A 25,919-nucleotide genomic window follows, 5' to 3' on the forward strand; every position below is an offset into this window, starting at 1 on the left:
CCCGCGGAAGCGGAACAAAGGAGAACATCATGACTTCGACACCAACGGCTGACCTCTCGGCAGCCGGCGTCTCCATCTGGCTTGACGACCTGTCACGGGAGCGCATCAACTCGGGCGCCTTCAAGCGGCTCATCGAGGAACTCGACGTGGTGGGCGTGACCACCAACCCCAGCATCTTCGCTGCTGCGCTGAAGAAGGGCGAGTCCTACGCCACGCAGGTTGGCGCGCTCGCGGAAGCCGGCGCGTCCGTCGACCAGGCCGTCTTCGACATCACCACCCACGACGTAGCCCAGGCCTGCGATATCTTCGCGGAACAGGCGAAGAAGAGCGGCGGTGCTGACGGAAGGGTCTCCATCGAGGTGGACCCACGGCTCTCCCGCGACACCGAAGGCACCATAGCCGAGGCGAAACGGCTCCACGCGAAGGTCCAGCGCACCAATGTGCTCATCAAGATCCCGGCGACCGTCGAGGGCCTCGAAGCCATCGCCGCTACCCTCGCGGTGGGCATCAGCGTCAACGTGACCCTGATCTTCTCGCTCGAGCGCTACCGCGCCGTCATCAACGCCTTCCTGCTCGGCCTGGAGCAGGCCAAGGAGAACGGCCACGACCTCTCGAAGATCCAGTCCGTGGCATCCTTCTTCGTCTCGCGCGTCGACGCCGAGATCGACGCGCGTCTCGATGCCCTGGGCACCGAGGAGGCGACCGCGCTCAAGGGCAAGGCCGGCCTTGCGAATGCGCGACTAGCCTACCAGGTCTACGAGGAGCAGTTCGCGACCGAACGCTGGCAGGTCCTCGCCGCGGCCGGCGCGCAGCCGCAGCGCCCGCTGTGGGCGTCGACCGGTGTCAAGGATCCGAACCTTCCCGACACCCTGTACGTCACGGGCCTCGTTGCTGCCAACGTGGTGAACACCATGCCGGAAAAGACGCTCGAGGCGACGGCCGACCACGGCGTCATTGAGGGCGACACCGTTACCGGCACCTACCAGGAGTCCACCGACATCCTGAACCGGCTCGACGCGCTGGGCATCTCCTACACCGACGTCGTGGAGCTGCTCGAGACCGAGGGACTCGACAAGTTCGTGGCCAGCTGGTCGGAGCTCCTCGAAACCGTCCGGACCGCCCTCGACTCCGCGAAGGGCTGATCGGACGATGGGTTCCTTCGCTCTCGTCGCCTCCGGCGCCGCCCGGCAAGCCATCGACTCCGCCCTGCCCGCCCTGATCGAGGACCGGGTGGCATCACGGCTCATGGCGAAGGACCCCACGCTGTGGGGTCCGGACGCCGAAGCCGAGGCGTCGGTCCGCCTCGGCTGGATCGACCTGTTCGACGAGTCGCGCTCGTTGATTCCCGCCATCCTCGGGTTGCGGAAGGACCTAGCGGCCGAGGGGGTGGACCGCATCGTCCTGTGTGGGATGGGAGGCTCGTCACTTGCCCCGGAGGTCATCACCCGGGCCGCCGGCGTGGATCTCGTGGTGCTCGACTCGACGGACCCGGACCAGGTCCGCACCGCCGTGGAGGAGGGCCTCGACAGGACCGCGATCGTCGTGTCGTCGAAGTCCGGCTCCACCGTGGAGACGGACTCCCAGCGCCGGATCTTCGAGAAGGCCTTCACCGACGCGGGGATCGATGCGAAGTCGCGCATCATCATCGTGACCGACCCGGGCTCGCCCCTCGACGGGTCGGCGCGTGCTGCCGGATACCGGCAGGTGTTCAACGCCAACCCGCACGTCGGCGGCCGCTATTCGGCGCTCACTGCCTTCGGCCTGGTGCCGTCGGGCCTTGCCGGTGCCGATATCGAGGAACTGATCGACGACGCCGAGGAGATCTCGGAGTTCCTGTCGGAGGACGGGGACGACAACGTCGGCCTGCGCCTCGGTGCCGTCCTCGGCGGCACCACTCCCCTGCGCGACAAGATCGTGTTCGCCGACGCCGGCGCAGGCCTGCCGGGCTTCGGTGACTGGGCTGAGCAGCTCATCGCCGAATCCACCGGCAAGCTCGGTACGGGGCTGCTGCCTGTCGTGGCGTCGCTCGACGCACCCGAGATCACGGCGGTGGCCGACGACGTCGTCCCCGTGCTGCTCTCGGCCATCGATACCGCCCCGGGCGATGGGGTCGTCGACGCCACGCGCGCCGTCGTCAGCGGCACGCTCGGCAGCCAGCTCTTCGTCTGGGAGTACGCCGTCGCCGTCGCCGGCCGGTTGCTCGGGATCAATCCTTTCGACCAGCCCGACGTCGAGGCCGCGAAGAACGCGGCCCGGGGCCTCCTCGACGCGCAGCCCGAGCCCACGCCTGCCGCCTTCGTCGACGGCGCCATCGAGGTGCGGGGGGACGCGTCCCTGCTGGAGGATTCGAGCACTGTCGGTGACGCCGTGCAGTCGCTGCTCACCGAGCTCGGTGCGGACGGTTACCTCTCGGTTCAGGCCTACCTCGATCGGCACGCGCAGGCGTCCCTCGAGGAAGTGCGGACACCGCTGGCCACCCTCACGGGCAGGCCCGTCACGTTCGGGTGGGCACCGCGTTTCCTCCATTCGACGGGGCAGTTCCACAAGGGTGGACCGGCATCGGGCGTGTACCTGCAGATCACCGGAGCGGCGGCGTCGGACCTTGGAATCCCCGACCTGCCCTTCACGTTCGGACAGCTGATCGCAGCGCAGGCCGCGGGCGACGCCCAGGTCCTCGCCGACCACGGCCGGCCGGTCCTCCGCCTGCATCTGGCGGACCGTGCCGCGGGGCTGGTGCAGCTCTCCAGCGTCATCGACAGCCTCGCGGAGGTCGAAGCGGACGCCGGGATCAGCCGACCCGACACCTCCGGGAACGGGTAGTCATGCCCCTGGGTGCCACCGCGAAGCAGGCCAATCCCCTGCGCGATCCGCGTGACCGGCGGCTCAACAGGATCGCGGGTCCCTCCTCGCTCGTCCTGTTCGGAGTCACCGGCGACCTGGCGCGCAAGAAGCTGATGCCGGCAATCTACGACCTCGCTAACCGGGGACTACTTCCGCCGAGCTTTGCGCTGGTGGGTTTCGGCCGGCGCGACTGGAGCGACGAGCAATTCACCCAGGAGGTGAAAAGCGCGGTGTCGCAGTACGCGCGGACGCCGTTCAACGAGGCGGTCTGGGAGCAGCTCGCGGCGGGCGTGCGTTTCGTCCAGGGCAACTTCGACGACGACGACGCCTTCGGCAGGCTGAAGGAATGCATCGGGGAACTCGATGCGACGCGCGGCACCAGGGGCAACCACGCGTTCTACCTCTCCATTCCGCCGAACGCCTTCGAGGTGGTGTGCCAGAAGCTCTCCGAGCACGGGCTCGCCCAACCGGAGGAAGGCCAGTGGCGGCGCGTGGTCATCGAGAAGCCGTTCGGTCATGACCTGGAGTCGGCGCAGGAGCTCAACCGGATCGTCGAGCAGGTGTTCCCACCCGATGCCGTCTTTCGGATCGACCACTACCTCGGCAAGGAAACGGTCCAGAACATCCTCGCGCTGCGTTTCGCGAACCAGCTCTTCGAGCCGCTGTGGAACGCCAACTACGTCGATCATGTCCAGATCACCATGGCCGAGGACATCGGAATCGGTGGCAGGGCCGGATACTACGACGGCGTGGGCGCTGCCCGCGATGTCATCCAGAACCACCTGCTGCAGCTGCTCGCCCTGACTGCCATGGAGGAGCCGATCTCCTTTGCGGCGAAGGACCTGCGCAACGAGAAGGAGAAGGTCCTTGCGGCGGTGACACTGCCCGAGGACCTCTCGAGGCATTCCGCGCGCGGCCAGTACGCGGCCGGTTGGCAGGGCGGTGAGCAGGTCCGGGGCTTCCTTGAGGAGGATGGCATTCCGGAGCACTCCGCCACGGAGACCTTCGCCGCCCTCCGGCTCGACATCCATACTCGGCGGTGGAGCGGTGTGCCGTTCTACCTTCGCGCCGGGAAGCGCCTGGGCCGTCGCGTGACGGAAATCGCCGTGGTGTTCAAACACGCGCCGAATCTCCTGTTCCGGGACCACTCGGAGGAGGACTTCGGGCAGAACGCCGTGGTCATCCGGGTGCAGCCCGACGAGGGGGTCACCATCCGGTTCGGCTCGAAGGTTCCCGGAACCCAGACCGAGGTCCGCGACGTCACCATGGACTTCGGTTACGGGCACTCCTTCACTGAATCAAGCCCCGAGGCCTACGAAAGACTCATCCTCGACGTCCTGTTGGGCGAACCCCCCCTGTTCCCGCGGCAGGAAGAGGTCGAATTGTCCTGGCGGATCCTCGACCCATTCGAGAAGTACTGGGAATCGCTCGGCGGCCAGCCGGAAGCCTACGTTCCCGGCAGCTGGGGTCCGGCGTCCGCCGACGACCTCCTCGCGCGCGACGGACGCACCTGGAGAAGGCCATGATCGTCGATCTTCCGGGCACCACCACGTCGAAGGTGTCGAAGGAGCTGATGACCCTGCGGGACCGGGGCGGCGTCGTGGCGCTCGGCCGTGTCCTGACCCTTGTGGTCATCACCCGCTCGGGCTATGAGGAGGAAGCCATCCGGGCCGCGAACGAGGCGAGCAGGGAGCATCCCTGCCGCATCATCGTGCTCGCCGAGGGTTCCGCCGATGACGAGACCCGGCTCGACGGCCAGATCCGCGTCGGCGGCGACGCCGGGGCATCCGAGGTCATCGTGCTCCGCGGCCACGGTGAACTCGCCACCGAGAACGAGTCGCTCGTCTCGGCGCTGCTGCTGCCGGACGCGCCGATCGTGGCCTGGTGGCCGCACGGCGTTCCGGAAGCGGCATCACGGACCTCGATCGGCAGTATCGCGCACCGGAGGATCACCGACTCCGCGAACGAACCGGACCCGACGGCAGCCCTGTTCAACATCAGCAGGACCTATGAGGCCGGGGACACCGACCTCGCCTGGACACGGCTCACCAACTGGCGTATCCAGCTTGCCGCGGTCCTGGATCAGCTCGATTCCGCGCCGGTGACCGCGGTCACGGTGGAGGGCGCCTCCGATTCGCCCAGCATGGTGCTGCTTGCTGCATGGTTGACCCTGGCACTGGATGTACCCGTCACGATCGCCGCGGGACCTGCAGGTACGGGCCTGCGCCGCGTGCGCCTGTCGAGGAACGGCGGTGAGGTGGAACTCCACCGGCCACACGGCGACGTCGCAGAGCTCTACCAGCCCAACCAGCCGGTCCAGCGGATCTCGCTTCCCCGCCGTGGCCTGCAGGAATGCCTCGCCGAGGAACTGAGGCGCCTTGACCCCGACGAGGTCTTCGGAGAAGTTATCACCGAAGGCCTCGCCCGAACCAACCTGAGGAGTGTGCGAACCAGTGAGCGCTGATCCGAAAGTAAGCATTCACCCCGATCCGGCGTCCCTCGCGGCCGCCGTCGCCGCGCGCCTGATCACCCGGCTGGTCGATGTGCAGACCGAGCGTGGAACCGCCACGGTGGTGCTGACCGGCGGGTCGATCGGTACCGCGGCGCTCCAGGCCGTCGCCGAGTCCCCGGCCAGCGCGGCCGTCGACTGGGCCAACGTGCACTTCTGGTGGGGGGATGAACGCTTTCTCCGGGCCGCGGATGAGGAGCGGAACGCCGTCCAGGCGAGGGCTGCACTCCTGGATCGGCTTCAGGTCGACCCGGTCAAGGTCCATGAATTCGGTTCGAAGGACGAGTTCCCCGACCAGGATGCGGCTGCTGCCGGCTATGCCGAGGAGCTTCAGGCAGCGGCGGCGTCCGAGGGTGGGGACCTGTCGCCCGATCCCCGTCTCCCCCGCTTCGACGTCCTGCTCCTCGGGGTGGGGCCCGACGCCCATGTCGCTTCGCTCTTCCCGGAGATGGCTGGCATCCGGACGAAGGGGCAGACTGTCGTCGGCGTCGCGAATGCGCCGAAGTTCCCTCCCCTGCGAGCCTCTCTGACCCTTGAGGCGATCAACACGGCGCGTGAGGTCTGGCTCGCCGTCAGCGGCAAGGACAAAGCCGGGGCTGTGGGCCTTGCCCTCGCCGGAGCGGGTTCGGTCCAGGTTCCCGCCGCAGGAGCCCGTGGTCTCCGGAAGACACTGTGGCTGATCGACCAGGACGCCGCGGAGCAGTTGCCGGGACGGCTGATCGAGCACGAGGACGACTCCGACGAAGAAGTAGGACCGTAAGGGCCCTCCTCGCGTCGGGGCCCGTCGTGAAAAAGCGACGACCGCAGTGGATGGTTCTCCACCGCGGTCGTCGCTTCTTCGGTACGCCCGGGCCGATCGTTCCCGGCTCCGGGATGGCGTGCGTCAGTCCATCAGGAGGCGGCGAAGCGCTGGATGAGCCCGAGCGCCACGATGACCGTGCCCCAGGCAAGACCGAGGGCCACGGTGAAGCGGTTGAGGTTCCGCTCGGCCACGCCGGACGAACCCATGCTGGATGTCATGCCGCCGCCGAACATGTCGGACATTCCACCGCCGCGCCCCTTGTGAAGCAGGATCAGCAGGGTCAGCAGCAGGCTGGTGACCCCCAGGAGGACGAGCAGGATGATTCGAAGGATTTCCACAGTGCCCTTTCAAGGCTGGTGACCGCGGAGAAGCGGCGTGCGCACGAACTAGTCTGTGACCAGATGCTGTTCGAACCTGACAATACTAGCAAATTCGGCGACATCGAGGCTGGCCCCGCCGACGAGGACGCCGTCGACGTCGCGCTCCCGAAGGATCGAGGCGGCACTTGCCGCCTTGACCGATCCGCCGTAGAGCAGGCGCACCTTGGCTGCCGTCTCCGTGTCGAAGATGGTCCCGAGTTCGGCGCGGATGGCCGCACACATCTCCTGGGCATCACCCGGACCCGCCACCTCGCCGGTGCCGATCGCCCAGACCGGCTCATAGGCCACCACCAGATCGGCGGCCCGCGCCGACTCGAGCCCTGCGACGCCCCTGCGGAGTTGCTCCAGGGTGTGCTCGACGTGGCCTCCGGCCTGGCGCACCTCGAGCCCTTCGCCCACGCACAGGACCGGAACCAGGTTGTGGCGGTAGGCCGCGTGGACCTTCTCATTCAGTACCTCGTCGGTCTCCGAGTGGATCGTCCGCCGCTCGGAATGTCCCACCAGCACGTAGGTGCAGCCGAGCCGGTTGAGGAACTGTCCCGAGATGTCGCCGGTATAGGCGCCGGAATCCTTCGGTGAGAGGTCCTGCCCGCCGAAGACGACCTCGAGGTCGTCTCCCTTGACCAGGGTCTGCACCCCCCGGAGGTCGGTGAAAGGCGGGAAGACCGAGACCTCCACGCGGGAGTGGTCATGTCCGGCGTCATCGAGCGTCCATGCGAGCTTCTGCAGGAAGGTGATGCCCTGGACATGGTCCAGGTTCATCTTCCAGTTGCCGGCAATCAGCGGACGGCGATCAAACGTGCCGTTGGTCGAGGTGGTCATCTGCAGCTCCATTCGGGTGGGTGTCATGCCTGCGGGACCCGCCGGGAGGGCGGATCCCGCTGAGGTATCTGCTGGGGCCGCCGGCCACTCCGCAGGGAGCGGACCGGCGCAGCCCTAGGATCGTTCGAGTGCCGTCAGCCCCGGCAGTTCCTTGCCCTCGAGGTACTCGAGGCTCGCTCCGCCGCCCGTGGAGATGTGGCCGAACTGGCCGTCCTCGAAGCCGAGCCCGCGCACGGCCGCGGCGGAATCGCCGCCGCCCACCACGGTCAGGGCTCCGGACCTTCCGGCCGCCACGAGGGCTTCCGCGACGGTCCGCGTCCCTCCCGCGAAGGCATCGAACTCGAACACCCCCATGGGTCCGTTCCAGAACACCGTCTTCGCCTCGGAGATGTGTTCGGCGAAGTCGGTGCCCGTAGCGGGTCCGATATCCAGGCCGAGACCTCCGGAACCGTACTGGCTGGTCTCGATGGCGTCGGCCGCGACGACGCTGCTGCCTGCGTCGGCAGCGAATTTCTCCGCCACCACGATATCGGTGGGCAGGACGAACTCGCTTCCCGCCTCCGCGGCGCGGGACAGATATCCGCGGACGACGTCGAGCTGATCCTCTTCGAGGAGGCTGGCGCCCACCTTGTGGCCCTGTGCAGCGAGGAAGGTGAAGACCATGCCACCACCGATGAGGAGGCGGTCGGCCTTTCCGATGAGGTTGTCGATGACCGCGAGCTTGTCGGAGACCTTCGAACCGCCCAGCACCACGACGAAGGGCCGCTTCGGATCCTGGGTCAGTTCCTGCAGCACCTCGACCTCCGCCTTGACCAGGTCGCCCTGGTAGGACGGAAGCAGTTGGGCGATGTCGAAGACGCTTGCGTGCTTGCGGTGGACGGCCCCGAAAGCGTCGTCCACGTAGGCGCCGTCGGAACCGGCGAGCTCAGCGAGTTCCCGCGCGAAGGCTCCGCGTTCGGCGTCGTCCTTGCTGGTCTCGCGGGCGTCGAAACGCACGTTCTCCAGCACGAGCACTTCCCCGGGCCGCAGCGACGCGGCCGCGGCCCGGGCCGATTCCCCCGTGGTGTCGGAGGCGCGGCGTACCGGGAAATCGGCGAGGCCCTCGAGTGCGTCCACGGCCGGCTTCAGCGAATACCTGTCCTCGGGAGCACCCTTGGGCCTGCCCAGGTGCGCCAGGACAATCACGGCGGCTCCCGCCTCACTCAGCTTGCGCAGCACGGGGAGGGAGGCACGGACACGGCCGTCGTCAGTGACCCTCAACTGCGGGACCGCTCCGTCAAGGGGCACGTTGAGGTCGGAGCGCACAAGGATGCGGCGCCCGCGCACGCCTTCTGCCAGGAGGTCCGCCAGGGATGCGTAGCTCACCGCGCGGCCGCTCAGGAAAGCTTCGCGGCGACGATTTCGGTCAGGTCGACGAGGCGGTTCGAGTAGCCCCACTCGTTGTCGTACCAGCCGACCACCTTGACCTGGTTGCCGATGACCTTGGTCAGGCCGGAGTCGAAGATGCACGACGCGGGATCCGTCACGATGTCGGAGGAGACGATGGGCGCTTCCGTGTAGGAGAGGTAGCCCTTCAGGGAACCGTCCGCTGCCGCTGCCTCGTAGGCCGCGTTCACTTCGTCCACAGTGACCTCGCGCCCCAGGGTGACGGTGAGGTCGGTCGCTGATCCGGTGGGAACCGGTACGCGGATCGCGTAGCCGTCGAGCTTGCCCTTCAGCTCGGGAAGCACGAGGCCGATCGCCTTGGCGGCGCCCGTGGAGGTGGGCACCATGTTGATGGCTGCTGCGCGGGCGCGGCGGAGGTCCTTGTGCGGGCCGTCCTGGAGGTTCTGGTCGGCCGTGTAGGCGTGGATCGTGGTCATGAGGCCGCGCTCGATGCCGAAGGAGTCGTTGAGGACCTTGGCGAGCGGACCGAGGCAGTTGGTGGTGCAGGATGCGTTCGAGATGATGTGGTGGTTCTCGGGGTCGTAGTCGCCGTCGTTGACGCCCAGGACCACGGTGAAGTCCTCATCGGAGGCGGGAGCCGAGATCAGCACTTTCTTGGCACCGGCATCGATGTGCTTCTGCGCATCGGCTGCCTTCGTGAAGAAACCGGTGGATTCGACCACGATGTCCACGTTGAGGTCGGCCCAGGGCAGGTTCGCGGGGTCCCGCTCGGCGAGGACCTTGACGCGCTTGCCGCCGACCACGAGGTCGCCGTCCTGCACCTCGACCGTGGCGCCGAGGCGCCCGGTGACGGAGTCGTACTTCAGGAGGTGCGCAAGGGCCTCGGGGCTGGTGAGGTCGTTGACTGCGACGATCTCGAGGTCGGCGCCCTGCTCCAAAGCGGCCCGGAAGTAGTTGCGGCCGATGCGGCCGAATCCGTTGATTCCAATACGGGTAGTCACTGGTGTCCATCTCCTTGTTGGTGGTGCTGCCGGGGCACGCCATCGTGCGGAACTGCTGTGATCCGGGGGAAAGCCGGAAGGTGATCCTCCCGGCTTTCCCCGTGCGTCGGTGCGGCTGTCAGGTGCCTGGAGTGATCAGGCTGGAAGCGCCTGAGCGGGCGCCCTCGAAGCGTGCCTGTACGTCGGCCCAGTTCACGATGTTCCAGAAAGCCTTGACGTAGTCGGGCTTGACGTTGACGTAGTCGAGGTAGAAGGCGTGCTCCCACATGTCGAGCATGAGCAGCGGCACGGTTCCCACGGGAACATTGCCCTGCTGGTCGTAGAGCTGCTCGATGACGATGTTCTTGCCGAGCGGCTCGTAGGCGAGAACTGCCCAGCCGGAGCCCTGCAGGCTCGTGGCCGCCGCAGTGAAGTGGGCGCGGAAGGCATCGAAGGAGCCGAAGGCGTCGTCGAGCGCTGCTGCCAGCTCACCGGTGGGCTTGTCGCCTCCCTCGGGGGACAGATTCTTCCAGAAGATGGAGTGATTGAGGACGCCGCCCACATGGAAGGCGAGGTCCTTGGACAGCTTCGGGATAGTGGCAAACTCCCCCTTCTCGCGGGCTTCGGCGAGCTGTGCCAGCGCATCGTTCGCGCCCTTGACGTAGGTGGCCTGGTGCTTGCTGTGGTGCAGCTCCATGATGCGTGCTGAGATGTGCGGCTGAAGTGCCGCGTAGTCGTAGTCAAGATCGGGCAGTACGTATTCGCTCACGTATTCCTCCAGGGGTAGTTCCGTGCATCGGACTCGTTCCATCCTATGCAGGAATTCACTCGTCCAACATGTCGGGAGTCACATTTGCGTCGGTTCCCGGAATCCCGAGGTCCTGGGCGCGCTTGTCGGCCATGGCGAGGAGCCGGCGGATACGGCCGGCGATGGCGTCCTTGGTCATGACAGGGTCCGCCAGCCGCCCCAGTTCGTCGAGACTGGCCTGCTTGTGCCCCACGCGTAGTTCACCGGCATACCGGAGGTGTTCGGGAACGGTCTCCCCGAGGATCTCGAGGGCCCGCTCCACGCGTGCCCCTGCCGCCACGGCGGCCTGGGCCGAGCGGCGGAGGTTGGCGTCGTCGAAGTTGGCGAGCCGGTTCGCCGTCGCCCGGACTTCCTTGCGCATCCGCCGCTCCTCCCACCCCATCAGGGCGTCGTGGGCTCCCATGCGGGTCAGCAGGGCCGCGATGGTGTCACCGTCGCGGATCACCACCCGGTCCACTCCCCGCACTTCCCGTGCCTTGGCCTGGATGTCGAGCCGCCGCGCAGCCCCGACGAGCGCCAGGGCCGATTCCGGCCCCGGGCAGGTCACTTCGAGCGACGACGAACGGCCCGGCTCCGTCAGCGAACCGTGGGCGAGGAAGGCACCGCGCCATACCGCTTCGGCGTCCGCCGTCGAACCGTTGACGACGGCGGAGGGCAGGCCGCGCACCGGGCGGCCCCGCGCGTCGAGCAGGCCCGTCTGCCGCGCGAGGGACTCGCCGTCGCGTACGACGCGGACGACATAGCGGTTGCCCCGCCTCAGTCCTCCGCCGGAGACGACGGTGATGTCGCTGCTGTGGCCGTAGACCTCGGCGATGGCTGCCCGGAGGCGCCGCGCCGTGGAGGCGAGGTCCACTTCCGCCTCGATCACGATGCGGCCGGAAATGATGTGAAGCCCTCCGGCGAACCTCAGGAGGGCGGAAACCTCGGCTTTGCGAACCGAGGACTTCTTCACGTCGAGGTGCGAGAGCTCCTCTTTGACATCGGCGGTCAAGGCCACGGATTCACTCCTGATTCTCCCCAAAGATGTCGTTGTAGGCGGTTGCCAGGCGCAGCGGGTCGTGGACAGGCTTGCCGGTCGAGGCTCCCACTCTACCGAAGACCGCACGGCCTCCCATTCCCGCAACCGCTGCCTCGAACTCTGCGGTGTCTGCTACGACGGACGGATCAGCCAGGACGACATCGACGGTGAAGTCCGGTGCGTAGCGCCGGATCACGGCCAGATGGTCCACCGCGCTCATGCCCTGGGTTTCCTTGGTCTCGTTGGTCAGGTTCATGGTAAGGCAGCGTTTCGCGCTGGTCCGGCACAGCGCGTCGCGCAGCTCGGGCAGGAGCAGGTGCGGCAGGACCGAGGTGTACCAGGAGCCCGGGCCGAGGATCACCCAGTCGGCGAGCTCGATCGCCTCCAGCGCATCGGTACACGCCGGCGCACCGTCCGGAAGCAGCCGGACCTGACTCACGTTGCCGGCTTCGGCGGCCACGGCGAGCTGTGCCTGGCCCACGATGGTCCGGAGCCGGAGCGTGCCGTCCACCTCGGTCAGCACATCGCCCTGGATGGTGAGGGGCACGCGGGCCATCGGAAGCACCTTCCCCCGGGCACCGAGGAGCGCACCCGCCCACTGCAGCCCCGCGACCGGATCCCCCAGCAGTTCCCAGAGGGTGACGATCAGCAGGTTGCCCATGGCGTGCTGGTCGAGTGAACCCTCGACGCCGTCGCGTGAGCTGAAACGGTGCTGCATGACGTCGCGCCACGTGCGTCCCCAGTCGGTGTCATCGCAGAGGGCGGCCAGCGCCATGCGGAGATCCCCAGGGGGCAGGACCCCGAGCTCGCGGCGCAGGCGGCCGGAGGACCCGCCGTCATCGGCCACCGTGACGACGGCCGTCAGCTCCTGCGTCAGCAGCCGGAGCGCCGACAACGACGACGACAACCCGTGCCCGCCTCCCAGGGCGACCACGGAGGGCGCGGAGTCCTGCCCGTCAGCGTTTCGGCGGGCAGCCGGTGGGATGAGGGGAAGGGGTCCGGAGAACAGGGACATCACTCACGCCCAAGGTCGCGGTGGTGCGCGGCGACCTGCACACCCGGCAGTTGGGCGAGCCGTTGCGCGATCTCCTGCGTCACCGCGACGGACCGGTGCTTGCCTCCCGTGCAGCCGACGGCGATGGTGGCGTAGTGCTTGTTCTCCCGCCGGTAGCCGTCGAGGACGGGGATCAGGGCGTGCACGTAGCGGTCGATGAAGTCACCCGCTCCCGCCGCTGCCAGGACGTAGTCGCGCACCGGCTCGTCGAGCCCGGTCTGCGGGCGCAGCTGCGGCACCCAGTGCGGGTTGGGAATGAAACGGACGTCGGCCACGAAGTTCGAGTCGACGGGCAGTCCGTACTTGAAACCGAAACTCATCACGTTGAGGCGGAGCACGATCGGCCCGGACTCGGAGAAGAGTTCGGTGACGGCGGTGGCGAGAGCATGGACGTTCAGGTCCGTGGTGTCGACCACGATGTCGGAGGCGTGCTTGAGCTCGCTCAGGACCTCCCGCTCCTCGGCAATGCCGTCGAGGATCCGGCGGTCCGCCTGCAGCGGGTGCGGCCGGCGCCCCTGTTCGAAGCGCCGTACCAGGACGGCGTCGTCGGCGTCGAGGAACAGCACCCGATAGGTCACGCCGCTCGTGCGGAGTGCCTCCAGCGCTGACTTGATGTCAGTGAACAGTTCCTTGCTCCGTACATCGATCACCACGGCGAGCCGGGGAATCGATTGCGGCATACGGGCCACCAGATCCGTCAGCATTCCCAGCATCTGGGGCGGCAGGTTCTCCACCACATACCAGCCGTGGTCTTCAAGGGCGTTCGCCGCGGTACTCCGGCCGGCACCCGACATGCCCGTGACCACCAGCAGCTCGGATTCGGCAGGTTTGACCGGAGTCAGGCTTGTCGCCTCAGTCATTTATTTATCCGTTCCAGCTCTTGGGTTCATCCCGGCGAAATCTGTACTGCCCTGCCCCCGACGGCGGCCGGCCTTTTTCCCACCCTAGCTAAGATTCGAGAATCTCGCCCGTGGCCATGTTCACTGAGGGCGCTGCGGTGTTCCCGGGCCGCACGGCAAGTCCGCGACGAACCGTCTCGGCAAGGGCCGGCCCCACGCCGGGTACTTCGAGCAGTTCATCGAGCGACGCCGCCCGCAGCTTCTTCACCGAGCCGAAGTGCTTCAGGAGCGCTTTCCGCTTCGCTGGTCCCAGACCGGCGATGTCGTCGAGGACGGAAGCCGTCATCGACTTTCCGCGCTTCTGACGGTGGAAGGCGATCGCGAAGCGGTGGGCTTCGTCCCGGATCCGCTGCAGCAGGAACAGGCCTTCCGACGCCCGGGGGAGGATCACCGGGAAGTCGCTCTCCGGCAGCCAGACCTCCTCGAGCCGCTTGGCGAGTCCCACCACGAAGATGTCGTCGATCCCGAGGTCCGCCAGGGCACGCGCCGCCGCTGCGACCTGCGGGGGTCCGCCGTCCACCACCACGAGGTTCGGCGGATAGGCGAACCTGCTGCGCGGAGCCGGCGTCGTGGTGTCGGCCACCGGGACGACGCCTGAAACATCCCCGGGGACGCCCACAGCTGCGTCCACGAGCGCACCCTGGAGGTCGCCGGCGCCGGCGCTCCCGTCGTCGGGAGCTGTAGTTCCCGCAGCTGCCGGAGGGTCGGTGGCCTCCGGCGCTTTGCCGGCGAGGTAGTTCCGGAACCGGCGGGAAATGACGTCGTACATGGACGCGGTGTCATCGCGGGCGGCGTCACCGGTGATGGAGAACCGGCGGTACTCGGACTTCCGGGGCAGGCCGTCCTCCACGACCACCATGGACGCCACCACGTTGGTGCCCTGGACGTGCGAGATGTCGTAGCACTCGATCCGCATCAGGGGCTGCGGCAGGTCGAGCGCCTCCTGCAGTTCCTGCAGGGCGGCGGAGCGCGTGGTGATGTCTCCGGCCCGGCGGCTCTTGTGCAGGCGGAGTGCGTCCGCGGCGTTCTGCTCCACGGTTCCCAGAAGGGTCGCCTTATCGCCGCGCACCGGCACCCTCACCTCCACGCGCGCACCCCTCAGGCCCTTGAGCCATTCGAGGACCTGCTCCTCGTTGCTGGGCATCACGGGGACGAGCACCTCGCGCGGGATGCGCTCGTTGCTGCTGCTGGCCTCGCCGTAGACCTGCTGCAGCAAGTGCTCCACCAGGTCGCCGGCGTCCATGTCCTCCACCTTCTCGACGATCCAGCCGCGCTGACCGCGGATACGCCCTCCGCGGACGTGGAAGACCTGCACCGCGGCCTCGAGGTCGTCCTCCTTGATCGCGAAGATGTCGGCATCGGTGTCCTCCGCGAGGACCACGGTGTTCCGCTCGAAGACCTTCTTCAGGGCGGCGATGTCGTCGCGGATCCGCGCCGCCGACTCGTAGTCGAGTTCCGCGACGGCCGCCGCCATCTTCCGCTCGAGGTCGGTGACGAATCTCTTCGCCTCACCGGACATGAAGTCGCAGAACTCCCCGGCCAGTTGCTTGTGGTCCTCGGGGGAGATCCGGCCCACGCACGGCGCGGAGCACTTGTCGATGTAGCCGAGGAGGCACGGCCGCCCGGTGCTCTCTGCGCGCCGGAAGACACCGGTGCTGCACGTCCGTACCGGGAAGACCCGCAGCAGTGTGTCCACGGTTTCACGGATGGCCTTGGCCGGGTAGAACGGACCGAAATACCGGGTGTCCCGCTTCTTGTCGCCGCGCATCACCTGGACCCGGGGATACTTCTCGCCCATGGTGACCGCGAGGTAGGGATAGGACTTGTCATCCCGGAACATCACGTTGAAGCGGGGATTGAATTCCTTGATCCAGGTGTATTCGAGCTGGAGCGCTTCGAGTTCGCTGCCCACGACCGTCCACTCCACGCTCGCCGCGGTGAAGACCATCGCCCGGGTGCGCCGCATCAGCCCCGAGGGATTGGCGAAGTAGGAGTTCAGTCGGGACCGGAGGTTCTTCGCCTTTCCGACATAGACCACCCTGCCGTGTTCGTCCCGGAAGCGGTAGACGCCCGGGTTGAGTGGAATCTCGCCGGTCCTCGGGCGGTACGTCGTTGGATCGGCCACGGCTCAGGCCTTCGCCCGGCCGCGTGAGCCGGTTCCGCCCGGCCCGAGGGCGGAAGCCTCCACCGGGCGGGACCACACGGTCGCGAGGGCCTCCCCCAGTTCATCCGCATCGGTGACGACGGCGACGGCCTGCGCCGCCTCGAGCTCACCCGGTGCGGCGAACCCCCAGGTGACCCCGATGCAGTTCAGGCCGTTCGCTGCGGCACCTTCGACGTCGTGCCTGCGGTCCCCCACCATCACTGCTTCGTCGTACGCGCCGACGTGGCGGCGCAGGGCGGCCGCGACGATCGAGGCCTTGCCGTCCGGCAGTGCCGCCGTCTCGTCCCGGGGTGAACCGTGCACCGAGTCGAACAGCGGCAGCAGGCCCTGGACACCGAGCAGCTCCTCGGCGAGCCACTCCGGCTTCTGTGTTGCGACCGCCACCCGACAGCCCTGAGCCCGCAGGCCCTCGACGCATTCCGCGACGCCCGGATAGGGCCGGCTCTGGGCCATTCCGTGCGCCAGGTACCCTGCGCGGTACGTCGCCATGACCGGGCCGACGAGCGCCGGCGGTACCTGCGCGATGGAGGCCAGGGAGACGGCGAGGGAGGGACCGACCATCTCTCTCAGCCGTTCGGCGGTGGGCACGTCGAGGCCGTGTGCCAGCAGCGCCGAGGAAACGCCCCCGGTGATGGCACCGGCGGGATCGACGAGCGTTCCGTCGAGGTCGAAAAGGACGAGCTTCCGCGAATTCGTCACCGCTGGATCCCTACTTCGAGCCTTCGAGGATCTCCGCGAGGAAGGTCCCCGTGTAGCTTCGATCGCTCTTCGCCACCTGCTCGGGAGTTCCGGTGGCAATCACCTGTCCACCGCCGGAACCGCCGTCGGGCCCCAGGTCGATGACCCAGTCGGCGCTCTTGATCACGTCGAGGTTGTGTTCGATCGTGATCACGGTGTTGCCCTTGTCCACCAGACCCTGGAGCACCAGCAGCAGTTTGCGGATGTCCTCGAAGTGCAGCCCGGTGGTGGGCTCGTCGAGAACGTAGATGCTGCGTCCGTTGGACCGTTTCTGCAGCTCGCTGGCCAGCTTGACGCGTTGGGCCTCACCGCCGGAGAGGGTGGTGGCGGGCTGGCCCAGCCGAACGTAGCCGAGACCCACCTCGACGAGCGTGTTGAGGTGCCGGGCGATCGGACTGAACGCGGCGAAGAACTCGGCTCCCTCCTCGATCGGCATGTTGAGGACGTCGGCGATGGTCTTGCCCTTGTAGTGGACCTCGAGCGTTTCGCGGTTGTACCGGGCGCCATGGCAGACCTCGCAGGGCACGTAGACGTCCGGCAGGAAGTTCATCTCGATCTTCAGCGTTCCATCACCGGAGCACGCCTCGCAGCGGCCGCCCTTCACGTTGAAGGAGAACCGTCCGGGCAGGTAGCCGCGCACCTTGGCCTCCGTGGTCTCGGCGAAGAGCTTCCGGATGTTGTCGAACACCCCGGTGTAGGTGGCAGGGTTCGAGCGGGGGGTACGGCCGATCGGGCTCTGGTCGACGTGGACCACCTTGTCGAGGTGTTCGAGGCCGTCGATGCGCTTGTGCCGCCCGGCCACCTGCTTGGCGCCGTTGAGCTTGTTGGCGAGCACCTTGTACAGGATGTCGTTGACCAGCGTGGACTTGCCCGAGCCGCTGACACCGGTGACGGCCGTCATCACGCCGAGGGGGAAGGCGACGTCGAGCTTCTGCAGGTTGTGCTCGTGCGCGCCGACCACCTTGAGCTGCCGCGACCGGTCGATCTTCCGGCGCTTGGCCGGAATGGCGATCTTCCGTCGGCCGGAGAGGTAGTCGCCCGTGATCGAGCGCTCGTTGGTCAGGAGGTCCTCGAGGAGGCCCGAGTGCACCACCTCGCCACCGTGCTCGCCGGCGCCGGGTCCGATGTCGACGATCCAGTCCGCTTCGGCGATGGTGTCCTCGTCATGCTCCACGACGATCAGTGTGTTGCCGAGGTTGCGGAGCCGCGCGAGGGTTTCGATCAGGCGCCGGTTGTCCCGCTGGTGAAGGCCGATGGACGGCTCGTCGAGGACGTAGAGGACGCCCACCAGCCCTGAACCGATCTGGGTAGCGAGGCGGATACGCTGCGCTTCGCCTCCCGAGAGGGTGCCGGCGGCGCGCTCGAGGTTCAGGTACTCGAGCCCGACGTCGAGGAGGAAGGTCAGGCGGGCCTGGATCTCCTTGAGGACCTGGTTGGCGATCTGGGCTTCGCGGCCGGTCAGCACGAGGTTGTTGAGGAAGTCGCTGCAGTCGCGCATGGGCATCGCCGCGACCGCCGAGATGGACTTGCCGTTGATGAGGACGGACAGCGACGCCGGATTCAGCCGCGCGCCGCCGCATGCCGGGCACGGAATCTGGCGCATGTACTCTTCGTAGCGGTCGCGCGCGTGGTCGGACTCGGTCTCGAGGTGCTTGCGGTGGATGTACTGCACCGCCCCCTCGAAGCCGGTACTGTACTTGCGTTCGCGTCCGAACCGGTTCTTGTACTGCACGGTCACCTTGTGGTCCTTGCCGTACAGGGCGGCGTCCCGCGCCCGGTCCGGCAGCTTCCGCCACGGCGTGTTGATGTCGAAGCTCAGCTCATGGGCGAGGCCCTTGAGCAGCCTCGTCCAGTACTCGAGGGTCGCGGTGCCCAGCGACCAGGGGGCGATGGCGCCTTCGGCGAGGCTGAGGTCGGGATTGGGGACCACCAGTTCCTCGTCCACCTCGAGCTTGGTGCCGATGCCGGTGCAGGCCGGGCAGGCGCCGAACGGGTTGTTGAAGGAGAAGGAGCGGGGCTCGATCTCGTCGATGGCCAGCGGGTGCTCGTTGGGGCACGCCAGGTGTTCCGAGAAGGCGCGCAGGCGCTTGGCGTCGTCCTCGGGAAGGTCGACGAAGTCGGCGAGGACCCTGCCGTCGGCGAGCTTCAGGGCCGTCTCGACGGAGTCGGTAAGGCGCTGGCGGATGCCGTCCTTCGTGACGAGGCGGTCGACGATGACTTCGATGGTGTGCTTGTACTGCTTGCCGAGCTTCGGGGGGTCGCTCAGCTGGATGAGGTCGCCGTCGACGCGGGCCCGCGAGTAGCCCTTGGCGGTGAGCTCCTGGAACAGGTCGACGAACTCGCCCTTGCGACCCCGGACCACGGGCGCGAAAATCTGGAAACGGGTCCCCTCGTCGAGCTCGAGCAGCTGGTCGACGATCTGCTGCGGCGTCTGCTTGGCGACCGGCTCACCGCAGGTGGGGCAGTGGGGCCGTCCCACGCGCGCCCACAGGAGGCGCATGTAGTCATAAATTTCGGTGATGGTGCCGACGGTCGAGCGCGGGTTCTTGCTCGTGGACTTCTGGTCGATCGAGACCGCCGGGGACAGTCCCTCGATGAAGTCGACGTCGGGCTTGTCCACCTGCCCCAGGAACTGTCGGGCATAGGCCGACAGGGATTCCACGTACCGGCGCTGGCCCTCGGCGAAGATGGTGTCGAAGGCGAGCGATGACTTACCCGACCCGGAAAGGCCCGTGAAGACAATCATGGCGTCGCGAGGAAGGTCGAGGTCCACGTTCCGCAGGTTGTGTTCGCGGGCACCCTTGACGATCAGGCGCGAAAGGTCCTGGGGCTGCGGGTGTGGATTGTGGGCGTGCTGCTCAAGAGAATTAGCTATGGACACCAGATAACTCTAAGTGAAATTGTGCTCGAAGACATCTTCGAATAACGACTTTCCGCGGACTTCCGCGGGTTGGTCAGGAGCCGTTCACGCTCGGCGCAACGCGGCCCGCAGATAGGCGACGGCGTCGTCCTCTCCCAGCCCGGTCTGCCGCACGATCCTGGCATAGTCGGCGGCGGCCTCGGCGGTCCGTCGCCGGGCGTCGTCGCCTGCTGCCGCGATGACCGTGCCGGCACGCCCGTGAGTCTGGACGATCCGGGCCTGCTCCAGCTCGCGGTAGGCCCGCGCCACGGTGTTGGTCGCCACACCGAGGTGCGCGGCGAGCGCCCGCACGGGCGGCAGCCGGGTGCCCACGGGTGCCATGCCGTTGTTCGCTGCTTCGAGGATCCGTTGACGCAGCTGCTCGAAGGGCGGCACCGAGCTGGCCGGGTTGATCCTCAGCCAGGTAGGTATGTCCTGCTCCATTGCGTTTCCTTCCGGCGCCTTTCCTTTCCTGCACCCTACCGTTTCGGTGCATCTTCCCCGAGGCAGCCTCTAGACTGGCGCCATGTATGACCTCCAGGACATCACGATCCGCAGCATCTCCGTCTCCGAGATGGACAACAACGTCTATCTCCTGACCTCCAGGTCGAGTGGTGCGCAGGTGCTCATCGATGCCGCTGACGACGCCGAAGCCATCCTCGGGCTGGTCGCCGAGGGAGCGTCCGACACGACGGCGACGGCACATCTTGCCCTGCTCGTGACGACGCACTCCCACTGGGACCACGTGCGGGCCCTCGCCGACGTTGTCGGACGCACCGGGGTGCGGACCGCTGCCGGAGCCGACGACGCGGCGGACATCGATGTTCCCACGGACGTTCCCCTTCGACACGGCGACGTCGGTTCCTTCGACGGGTTCGAGCTCGAAGCGATCCACCTTCGGGGCCATACGCCCGGCTCCACCGCGCTGCTCTACCGCGATCCCGCCGGGCCGGCGCACCTCTTCACCGGCGACTCGCTCTTTCCCGGGGGCCTCGGCAATACCCAGGGCGACGCCGGCCGGTTCCGCTCGCTCTACGCCGACGTCGTCGAACGGATCTTCAACTACCTCCCCGACGACACCCTGGTGCACCCCGGCCACGGCAAGGGCACCACGCTCGTGGCGGAGCGGGGTTCACTCGAAGAGTGGGCCGGGCGCGGCTGGTAGGCGCCGTCACTCCCCCGGCCTGTGCCCCACCGCGAAGATCCGCCGGAACGGGAACACCGTACCGGCGTCCGAGCGGGGATAGGCCCGGCGCAGCAGCGCGGCGTAACCCTCCTCGAACTCGGCGGCCTTCCCGGGCGACAGTGCATCGAGGACCGGGCGGAGCCCCGTCCCGCGCACCCATTCGAGCACCGGGTCCTCGCCCTGCAGCACCTGCAGGTAAGTGGTTTCCCAGGCGTCGACGCTGAGTCCGGCCGCGTTGAGCAACTGCAGGTAGTCCTGCGGCTCCCCGACGGCGTCGTCGTGCTGCAGGACGCCGTCGAGCAGGGGCCTCCATGCCGGCGTGGCCGCGTGCTCGCGCATCAGGACGTGCGACGGCGCTCCGAAGTTCCCGGGCACCTGCAGCGCGAGCCATGACCCTGTGGGCATGGCCGTCGCCCATGCCGACAAACACTCTCGATGCTCCGGAACCCACTGCAGCGCCGCGTTGGTGACGACGACGTCGTCATCCAGCCCGGGCGTCCAGTCGCGCAGGTCGCCGGTCTCGAACCGGAGGTTTCCCGGCATGCCCGGGGCAACCCGGGCGGCTTCGATCATGGCGGTGCTCGAATCGATGCCCACGACCTCGGCGTCCGGCCATCGCACCGCGAGCGCCGCGGTGAGCTCCCCCGGGCCGCAGCCCAGATCGACCACCCGCCGCGGTGCCGGATGGTCGATCCTCGACACCAGATCGAAGAAGGGCCGCCCGCGGTGGTCGGCATACTGGGCGTATTTTGCTGGATTCCACGTCATCGAATCACCCTAACGCTCCACCGGTAGGCTGAAGGGACAATGAGAATCCAAGAGCACCTCCCCACGCCGGAAAGTGGCACTCTCCCTCCGGACGCCGTCTATGAGGCTTTCACCGGCTGGGCCGCCACGCGCGGAATCGAGCTGTACCCGGCGCAGGATGAAGCCGCCATGGAGCTTGTCTCGGGCAACAATGTGATCCTGGCAACGCCCACCGGGTCCGGGAAATCGCTCGTTGCGATCGCCGCGCACCTCAAGTCCTTCTCCGAGGGCCGTACCAGCTATTACACGGCACCCATCAAAGCGCTGGTGTCCGAGAAGTTCTTCGCCCTCTGCGACATCTTCGGCCCGGAGAACGTCGGCATGATCACCGGCGACTCGGGTGTGAACCAGAGCGCGCCCATCATCTGCTGTACGGCTGAGATCCTGGCCAACCTCGCCCTGCGCGAGGGATCGCAGGCCGAACTCGGCACCGTGGTGATGGATGAGTTCCATTTCTACTCCGATCCCCAGCGCGGCTGGGCCTGGCAGGTTCCGCTGCTCGAGCTGCCCCAGGCGCAGTTCCTCCTCATGTCGGCAACCCTCGGCGATGTCTCGCTCTTCGAGAAGGACCTCACCGAGCGCACCGGACGGACCACCGCGACAGTCACCTCCGTGGAACGGCCCATCCCTCTGCACTACTACTACGTGGAGACGCCGGTCCAGGAGTCCCTCGAGGAACTGTTGAGCACCAACCAGGCACCGGTCTACGTGGTGCACTTCAGCCAGGCCGAGGCGATCGAACGCGCGCAGAACCTGATGAGCGTGAACGTGTGCTCGCGGGAGGAGAAGGACCGCATCGCCGAGCTCATCGCGACGTTCCGCTTCTCCTCCGGCTTCGGCAAGACCCTCAACCGGCTCGTCCGCCACGGCATCGGGGTGCATCACGCCGGGATGCTGCCGAAATACCGGCGGCTTGTCGAGCAGCTTGCGCAGGCGGGCCTGCTCAAGGTGATCTGCGGCACCGACACGCTCGGGGTCGGCATCAACGTGCCCATCCGAACGGTGCTGCTGACGGCGCTGAGCAAATACGACGGCGTCCGCACCCGGGTGCTCAAGGCGCGCGAATTCCACCAGATCGCCGGACGCGCCGGCCGGGCCGGCTACGACACCGCCGGCACCGTCGTCGTTCAGGCGCCCGAACACGTCGTGGAGAACACCAAGGCCATGGCGAAGGCCGTCTCCAAGTTCGGGGATGACCAGAAGAAGCTTCGGCAGGTGGTCCGGAAGAAGCCGCCCGAGGGTTTCGTGTCCTGGGGCAAGCCCACCTATGAGCGCCTGGTCGGCAGCGTGCCGGAGCAGCTCACCTCGTCCTTCCACGTGAGCCACTCAATGCTCCTGAACCTCCTCGAGCGGCCCGGCAACCCCTTTCATGCTGCCCAGCGGCTGCTGAGCGAGAACCATGAAAGCCGGGCCTCCCAGCTTCAATTGATGCGCAAAGCCATCGGCATCTACCGGGAACTCGTCACGGCCGGGATCGTCGAGCGCCTGCCCGAGCCCGATGCCGACGGCCGGCAGATCCGCCTCAAGGTGCACCTCCAAGCCAACTTCGCGCTGAACCAGCCACTCTCCCCGTTCGCCCTGGCGAGCCTGGAACTCCTCGACCCCGAGGCTCCGGGCTACGCGCTCGACGTCGTCTCCGTCGTCGAGGCAACGCTCGAGAAGCCCCGCCAGGTGCTGTCCGCCCAGGAGAAGAAGGTGCGCGGCGAAGCCATCGCCGCGATGAAAGCCGACGGCATCGAGTACGACGCCCGCATGGCCCGGCTCGAGGAGATCACCTACCCCCAGCCCCTCGCGGAGCTGCTGCAGCAGGCATTCGACGTGTACCGCGGCTCCGCTCCCTGGCTCGGCGACTTCGAACTCGCCCCGAAGTCGGTGGTGCGGGACATGTACGAGCGCGCCATGAGTTTCGGTGAATACGTGGCGTTCTACTCACTCACGCGGTCCGAGGGAATCCTCCTGCGATACCTCGCGGACTGCTACAAGGCGCTGCGTCAGACGGTGCCTCTGGAGGCCCTCCGCGAAGACCTCAGCGACATCATCGAATGGCTGGGTGAGCTTATCCGGCAGGTCGACTCGAGCCTGCTCGACGAGTGGACCCGCCTCACCACGCTGGGCCCGGACGGCCCTCCCGACGTCGTCGAGCTCCCGGCGGAGCCGGCATCGGTCACGTCGAACGAGCGCGCTTTCCGAGTCATGGTGCGCAACGAGATGTTCCAGCGCGTTCGCCTTTTCGCCGACGAGCAGGACGAAGGACTCGGTGCCCTCGACGCCGAGTCGGGCTGGACCGCCGACCGGTGGGCCGAAGCGATGGACGGCTATTTCGGCGATTACGAGGACATCGACGACGGACCACAGGCCCGCGGACCGAATCTGCTCCTGATCGAGAAGCAGCCGGGCGCGTGGAAGGTCCGCCAGATCCTGAAGGACCCGGACGGCAACAACGACTGGGGAATCAACGCGGTGATCGATCTCGCCGCCTCCGACGATGCAGGCACGCCGGTGGTGCGGATCGTCGGGGTCGGGGCGCCGTAGCACGACTACACGGCACCGGCGTGCGCTCCTGCCGCCGTCGGGGTCGCTAGGGTGGATTTCATGAATCCCATTCGCGAGGCAACGCCCGACGACGTCCCCACCATCCTGCAGCTCATCCACGACCTCGCGGTGTACGAGAAGGAGCCCGAGGCCGTCCGCAACACCGTGGACCAGCTGACGGAGGCGCTGTTCGGCCCGAGCCCGAAGGTCTTTGCCCACGTTGCCGAGGCCGGCGGCCGCATCGAAGGTTTTGCGCTCTGGTTCCTCAACTACTCCACGTGGGAGGGCGTCAACGGAATCTATCTCGAGGACCTCTACGTGCGGCCCGAGGCGCGGGGTGCCGGGCACGGCAAGGCACTCCTGCAGAACCTCGCCCGGATTGCCGCCGAGCGGGGTTATGCGCGCGTCGAATGGTCGGTGCTGAAGTGGAACGAGCCCTCCATCCAGTTCTATGAGAGCCTCGGAGCGCGGGTGCAGGAAGAGTGGTCCACGTTCCGGTTGACCGGTGCTGCCCTCAGCGGATTCGCCGGTACCGCCAGCGCATGATCAGCAATACGACATCCTCCGGCTACCGCCGGGGCAACAGCTACGCCATGCGCTCCGTGCTCACCACCGATCACTTCTTCACCGTCCCACTCGATCACCGGGACGCAGACAGCGAGACCATCGACGTTTTCGCCCGAGAGTACACGTCATCGGATTTCAGCGGTAACGAGGTCTCGCAGCTTCCCTGGCTGCTCTTCCTGCAGGGTGGTCCGGGCGGGCGCGGCGTACGGACCACCCAGCTCAGCGGCTGGATGAAGGCAGCCGCCAAGCGATTCCGTATCCTGATGCTGGACCAGCGGGGCACGGGCCTGTCATCCCCCGCCGACGCCGCAACGCTCGCGGCGAGGGGCGGTCCCGAGGAACAGGCCGCCTACCTGACGCACTTCCGGGCGGACTCGATCGTTGCCGACGCCGAGATGGTCCGCAAGCAACTCTGCGGCGAGCCGTGGACCGTGTTCGGGCAGAGCTATGGCGGTTTCTGTGTGCTGACCTATCTGTCCTTCGCCCCGGAAGGACTTGAGCGTGCCCTCATCACGGGCGGACTGGCCCCGCTGACCGGTTCACCCGACCAGGTCTATGAAGCCACCTTCCGGCGTGTCGAGGAGCGCAACCGCGAATACTTCGACTGGTATCCCGGAGACCGCGCGATGGTCACGCGCATCGCCCGTCACCTCGACGCCGTTGTCGAGGACCTCCCGAGCGGTGAACGCCTCACTGCGCGCCGTTTCCAGATGGTCGGCTCGTTCCTCGGCGGCAACACCCGGGTGGACGCGCTTCATTTCCTGCTTGAGGACGCCTTCGTGGCAACGCCGGACGGGCCCCGGCTGTCGGCGTCGTTCCTCTGGCAGGTAGCTGCACTGGTGACGCGCGCTGCCAATCCGCTGTACGCGCTCATGCACGAATCCATCTACGGCCAGGGCGCAGCTTCGAACTGGTCCGCTGAGCGGATGCTGAAGGCATTTCCGCAGTTCCTTCCCGGTGCCGAGCAGCCGCTCCTGACCGGAGAAATGGTCTATCCCTGGTACTTCGAGGAGGACCCCGCGCTGGTTCCACTCCGCCGGACCGCCGACCTGCTGGCAGGGAAGGAGGACTGGGGTCCCCTGTACGACGTCGAGAGGCTGCGCCGGAACACGGTGCCTGCCGCAGCGGCCGTCTACCGCGACGACATCTATGTGGACCGCGAACTCTCCCTGGCGACCGCACGGGAGGTGAGCGGGCTCGCCGTGTGGGAGACGCCGGACTTTCACCATGACGGCATTGCCGACGACGGCGAGGCCATCTTCGAGCGGTTGATCGCCCTCACCGGATAGGCCTGAGTGGCGGATACGCCTGGATCAGGGCCCGCTTCGTACCGGGAGGCCCGCATCCGGCAGCGGTTGCGGAAGTATCCCGTTGGATGGGCGGCTAGTCGGTTCGGTTCGCCTCGTCGAGCAGCTGGGCCAGATGGATACCCCGGCGTTCGCTGAGGTCCTCCAGCTGGGTGCGGCACGAGTACCCGTCCGCAAGGACGACGGCGTCCTCTCCCGCTGCGCGCACCGCCGGGAGGAG

Annotated in this window: 22 protein-coding genes; 9 read left to right on the plus strand and 13 right to left on the minus strand. The window is 67.4% G+C overall.

What is annotated here, in order from left to right; all coding sequences use genetic code 11:
- The first annotated feature begins 29 nt into the window (after window positions 1-29).
- From tal to pgl, 5 genes are read left to right on the plus strand one after another with little or no spacing between them, the layout of a single operon-like run.
- Complete coding sequence (gene tal, locus IWX65_RS12065) at window positions 30-1,142, plus strand: transaldolase (RefSeq protein WP_196883132.1); 1,113 nt, start codon at window positions 30-32, stop codon at window positions 1,140-1,142.
- A gap of 7 nt (window positions 1,143-1,149) precedes the next feature.
- A complete protein-coding gene (locus tag IWX65_RS12070; protein ID WP_196883133.1) occupies window positions 1,150-2,820 on the plus strand; it encodes a glucose-6-phosphate isomerase in 1,671 nt (556 codons plus the stop codon).
- A 2-nt stretch (window positions 2,821-2,822) separates the two neighbouring features.
- The gene (gene zwf / locus IWX65_RS12075; RefSeq protein ID WP_196883134.1) at window positions 2,823-4,367 is read left to right on the plus strand and encodes a glucose-6-phosphate dehydrogenase; all 1,545 of its coding nucleotides are present in this window, start codon (window positions 2,823-2,825) and stop codon (window positions 4,365-4,367) included.
- Window positions 4,364-5,305 carry a glucose-6-phosphate dehydrogenase assembly protein OpcA gene (locus tag IWX65_RS12080; protein WP_196883135.1) on the plus strand — a complete coding sequence of 314 codons (942 nt, stop codon included), beginning with the start codon at window positions 4,364-4,366 and terminating at the stop codon, window positions 5,303-5,305. Before zwf ends, IWX65_RS12080 begins: the two co-directional genes overlap by 4 nt.
- Window positions 5,295-6,110, plus strand: coding sequence for a 6-phosphogluconolactonase (gene pgl / locus IWX65_RS12085; protein WP_196883136.1), 816 nt, complete (start codon window positions 5,295-5,297; stop codon window positions 6,108-6,110). Before IWX65_RS12080 ends, pgl begins: the two co-directional genes overlap by 11 nt.
- Window positions 6,111-6,241: 131 nt before the next feature.
- Here the strand turns inward: pgl and secG are convergent, their stop codons facing one another.
- From secG to IWX65_RS12145, 12 genes are all read right to left on the minus strand, one after another.
- The gene (secG, locus tag IWX65_RS12090) at window positions 6,242-6,490 is read right to left on the minus strand and encodes a preprotein translocase subunit SecG (protein WP_196883137.1); all 249 of its coding nucleotides are present in this window, start codon (window positions 6,488-6,490) and stop codon (window positions 6,242-6,244) included.
- Between the two features lie 48 nt (window positions 6,491-6,538).
- Window positions 6,539-7,354 (minus strand): triose-phosphate isomerase, encoded by an 816-nt coding sequence (gene tpiA, locus IWX65_RS12095; RefSeq protein ID WP_196883138.1) that lies wholly within the window; start codon window positions 7,352-7,354, stop codon window positions 6,539-6,541.
- A 114-nt stretch (window positions 7,355-7,468) separates the two neighbouring features.
- Window positions 7,469-8,719 (minus strand): phosphoglycerate kinase, encoded by a 1,251-nt coding sequence (locus tag IWX65_RS12100; protein WP_196883139.1) that lies wholly within the window; start codon window positions 8,717-8,719, stop codon window positions 7,469-7,471.
- A gap of 11 nt (window positions 8,720-8,730) precedes the next feature.
- Window positions 8,731-9,741, minus strand: coding sequence for a type I glyceraldehyde-3-phosphate dehydrogenase (gene gap / locus IWX65_RS12105; RefSeq protein WP_196883141.1), 1,011 nt, complete (start codon window positions 9,739-9,741; stop codon window positions 8,731-8,733).
- A gap of 118 nt (window positions 9,742-9,859) precedes the next feature.
- Window positions 9,860-10,489: a superoxide dismutase gene (locus tag IWX65_RS12110; protein WP_196883143.1), complete on the minus strand. Its 630-nt coding sequence runs from the start codon at window positions 10,487-10,489 to the stop codon at window positions 9,860-9,862.
- Between the two features lie 55 nt (window positions 10,490-10,544).
- Window positions 10,545-11,525, minus strand: coding sequence for a DNA-binding protein WhiA (gene whiA / locus IWX65_RS12115; protein WP_196883145.1), 981 nt, complete (start codon window positions 11,523-11,525; stop codon window positions 10,545-10,547).
- A 4-nt stretch (window positions 11,526-11,529) separates the two neighbouring features.
- The gene (locus IWX65_RS12120; protein ID WP_196883146.1) at window positions 11,530-12,561 is read right to left on the minus strand and encodes a gluconeogenesis factor YvcK family protein; all 1,032 of its coding nucleotides are present in this window, start codon (window positions 12,559-12,561) and stop codon (window positions 11,530-11,532) included.
- A complete protein-coding gene (gene rapZ / locus IWX65_RS12125; RefSeq protein ID WP_196883147.1) occupies window positions 12,561-13,460 on the minus strand; it encodes an RNase adapter RapZ in 900 nt (299 codons plus the stop codon). The genes IWX65_RS12120 and rapZ overlap by 1 nt, the downstream gene beginning before the upstream one ends.
- A gap of 88 nt (window positions 13,461-13,548) precedes the next feature.
- Window positions 13,549-15,624, minus strand: coding sequence for an excinuclease ABC subunit UvrC (gene uvrC / locus IWX65_RS12130; protein WP_196883148.1), 2,076 nt, complete (start codon window positions 15,622-15,624; stop codon window positions 13,549-13,551).
- 3 nt (window positions 15,625-15,627) lie between these two features.
- A complete protein-coding gene (locus IWX65_RS12135; protein ID WP_196883149.1) occupies window positions 15,628-16,362 on the minus strand; it encodes an HAD hydrolase-like protein in 735 nt (244 codons plus the stop codon).
- Between the two features lie 10 nt (window positions 16,363-16,372).
- Entirely contained in the window at window positions 16,373-19,282 is a 2,910-nt protein-coding gene (uvrA, locus tag IWX65_RS12140; RefSeq protein ID WP_196883150.1) for an excinuclease ABC subunit UvrA, read from the minus strand.
- Window positions 19,283-19,366: 84 nt separating this feature from the next.
- The gene (locus tag IWX65_RS12145) at window positions 19,367-19,744 is read right to left on the minus strand and encodes a GntR family transcriptional regulator (RefSeq protein WP_196883151.1); all 378 of its coding nucleotides are present in this window, start codon (window positions 19,742-19,744) and stop codon (window positions 19,367-19,369) included.
- An 82-nt stretch (window positions 19,745-19,826) separates the two neighbouring features.
- On the opposite strand from IWX65_RS12145, the gene IWX65_RS12150 reads away from it, so the two are divergent.
- Window positions 19,827-20,465, plus strand: a complete 639-nt coding sequence (locus tag IWX65_RS12150) for an MBL fold metallo-hydrolase (RefSeq protein WP_196883153.1) — start codon at window positions 19,827-19,829, stop codon at window positions 20,463-20,465.
- A gap of 6 nt (window positions 20,466-20,471) precedes the next feature.
- Here the strand turns inward: IWX65_RS12150 and IWX65_RS12155 are convergent, their stop codons facing one another.
- On the minus strand, window positions 20,472-21,254 hold the full coding sequence (locus IWX65_RS12155; protein WP_196883155.1) for a trans-aconitate 2-methyltransferase: 783 nt from the start codon (window positions 21,252-21,254) through the stop codon (window positions 20,472-20,474).
- A 39-nt stretch (window positions 21,255-21,293) separates the two neighbouring features.
- Between IWX65_RS12155 and IWX65_RS12160 the strand changes: the two genes are divergently transcribed.
- From IWX65_RS12160 to IWX65_RS12170, 3 genes are read left to right on the plus strand one after another with little or no spacing between them, the layout of a single operon-like run.
- A complete protein-coding gene (locus tag IWX65_RS12160; protein ID WP_196883157.1) occupies window positions 21,294-23,825 on the plus strand; it encodes a DEAD/DEAH box helicase in 2,532 nt (843 codons plus the stop codon).
- A 60-nt stretch (window positions 23,826-23,885) separates the two neighbouring features.
- Complete coding sequence (locus IWX65_RS12165; RefSeq protein WP_196883159.1) at window positions 23,886-24,371, plus strand: GNAT family N-acetyltransferase; 486 nt, start codon at window positions 23,886-23,888, stop codon at window positions 24,369-24,371.
- Complete coding sequence (locus IWX65_RS12170; protein ID WP_196883162.1) at window positions 24,368-25,681, plus strand: alpha/beta fold hydrolase; 1,314 nt, start codon at window positions 24,368-24,370, stop codon at window positions 25,679-25,681. Before IWX65_RS12165 ends, IWX65_RS12170 begins: the two co-directional genes overlap by 4 nt.
- Window positions 25,682-25,919 lie beyond the last annotated feature (238 nt).

This window comes from Arthrobacter sp. CAN_A214, assembly GCF_015751955.1.
Classification (GTDB): Bacteria; Actinomycetota; Actinomycetes; order Actinomycetales; family Micrococcaceae; genus Arthrobacter_D.

Coding starts and splice junctions, on each gene's coding strand:
- IWX65_RS12155 (WP_196883155.1), bottom strand. CDS start 21,254: ATGACGTGGAATCCAGCAAAATACGCCCAGTATGCCGACCACCGCGGG.
- zwf (WP_196883134.1), top strand. CDS start 2,823: ATGCCCCTGGGTGCCACCGCGAAGCAGGCCAATCCCCTGCGCGATCCG.
- tpiA (WP_196883138.1), bottom strand. CDS start 7,354: ATGACCACCTCGACCAACGGCACGTTTGATCGCCGTCCGCTGATTGCC.
- IWX65_RS12080 (WP_196883135.1), top strand. CDS start 4,364: ATGATCGTCGATCTTCCGGGCACCACCACGTCGAAGGTGTCGAAGGAG.
- IWX65_RS12070 (WP_196883133.1), top strand. CDS start 1,150: ATGGGTTCCTTCGCTCTCGTCGCCTCCGGCGCCGCCCGGCAAGCCATC.
- IWX65_RS12165 (WP_196883159.1), top strand. CDS start 23,886: ATGAATCCCATTCGCGAGGCAACGCCCGACGACGTCCCCACCATCCTG.
- IWX65_RS12120 (WP_196883146.1), bottom strand. CDS start 12,561: ATGTCCCTGTTCTCCGGACCCCTTCCCCTCATCCCACCGGCTGCCCGC.
- IWX65_RS12145 (WP_196883151.1), bottom strand. CDS start 19,744: ATGGAGCAGGACATACCTACCTGGCTGAGGATCAACCCGGCCAGCTCG.
- tal (WP_196883132.1), top strand. CDS start 30: ATGACTTCGACACCAACGGCTGACCTCTCGGCAGCCGGCGTCTCCATC.
- IWX65_RS12170 (WP_196883162.1), top strand. CDS start 24,368: ATGATCAGCAATACGACATCCTCCGGCTACCGCCGGGGCAACAGCTAC.
- IWX65_RS12160 (WP_196883157.1), top strand. CDS start 21,294: ATGAGAATCCAAGAGCACCTCCCCACGCCGGAAAGTGGCACTCTCCCT.
- rapZ (WP_196883147.1), bottom strand. CDS start 13,460: ATGACTGAGGCGACAAGCCTGACTCCGGTCAAACCTGCCGAATCCGAG.
- IWX65_RS12150 (WP_196883153.1), top strand. CDS start 19,827: ATGTATGACCTCCAGGACATCACGATCCGCAGCATCTCCGTCTCCGAG.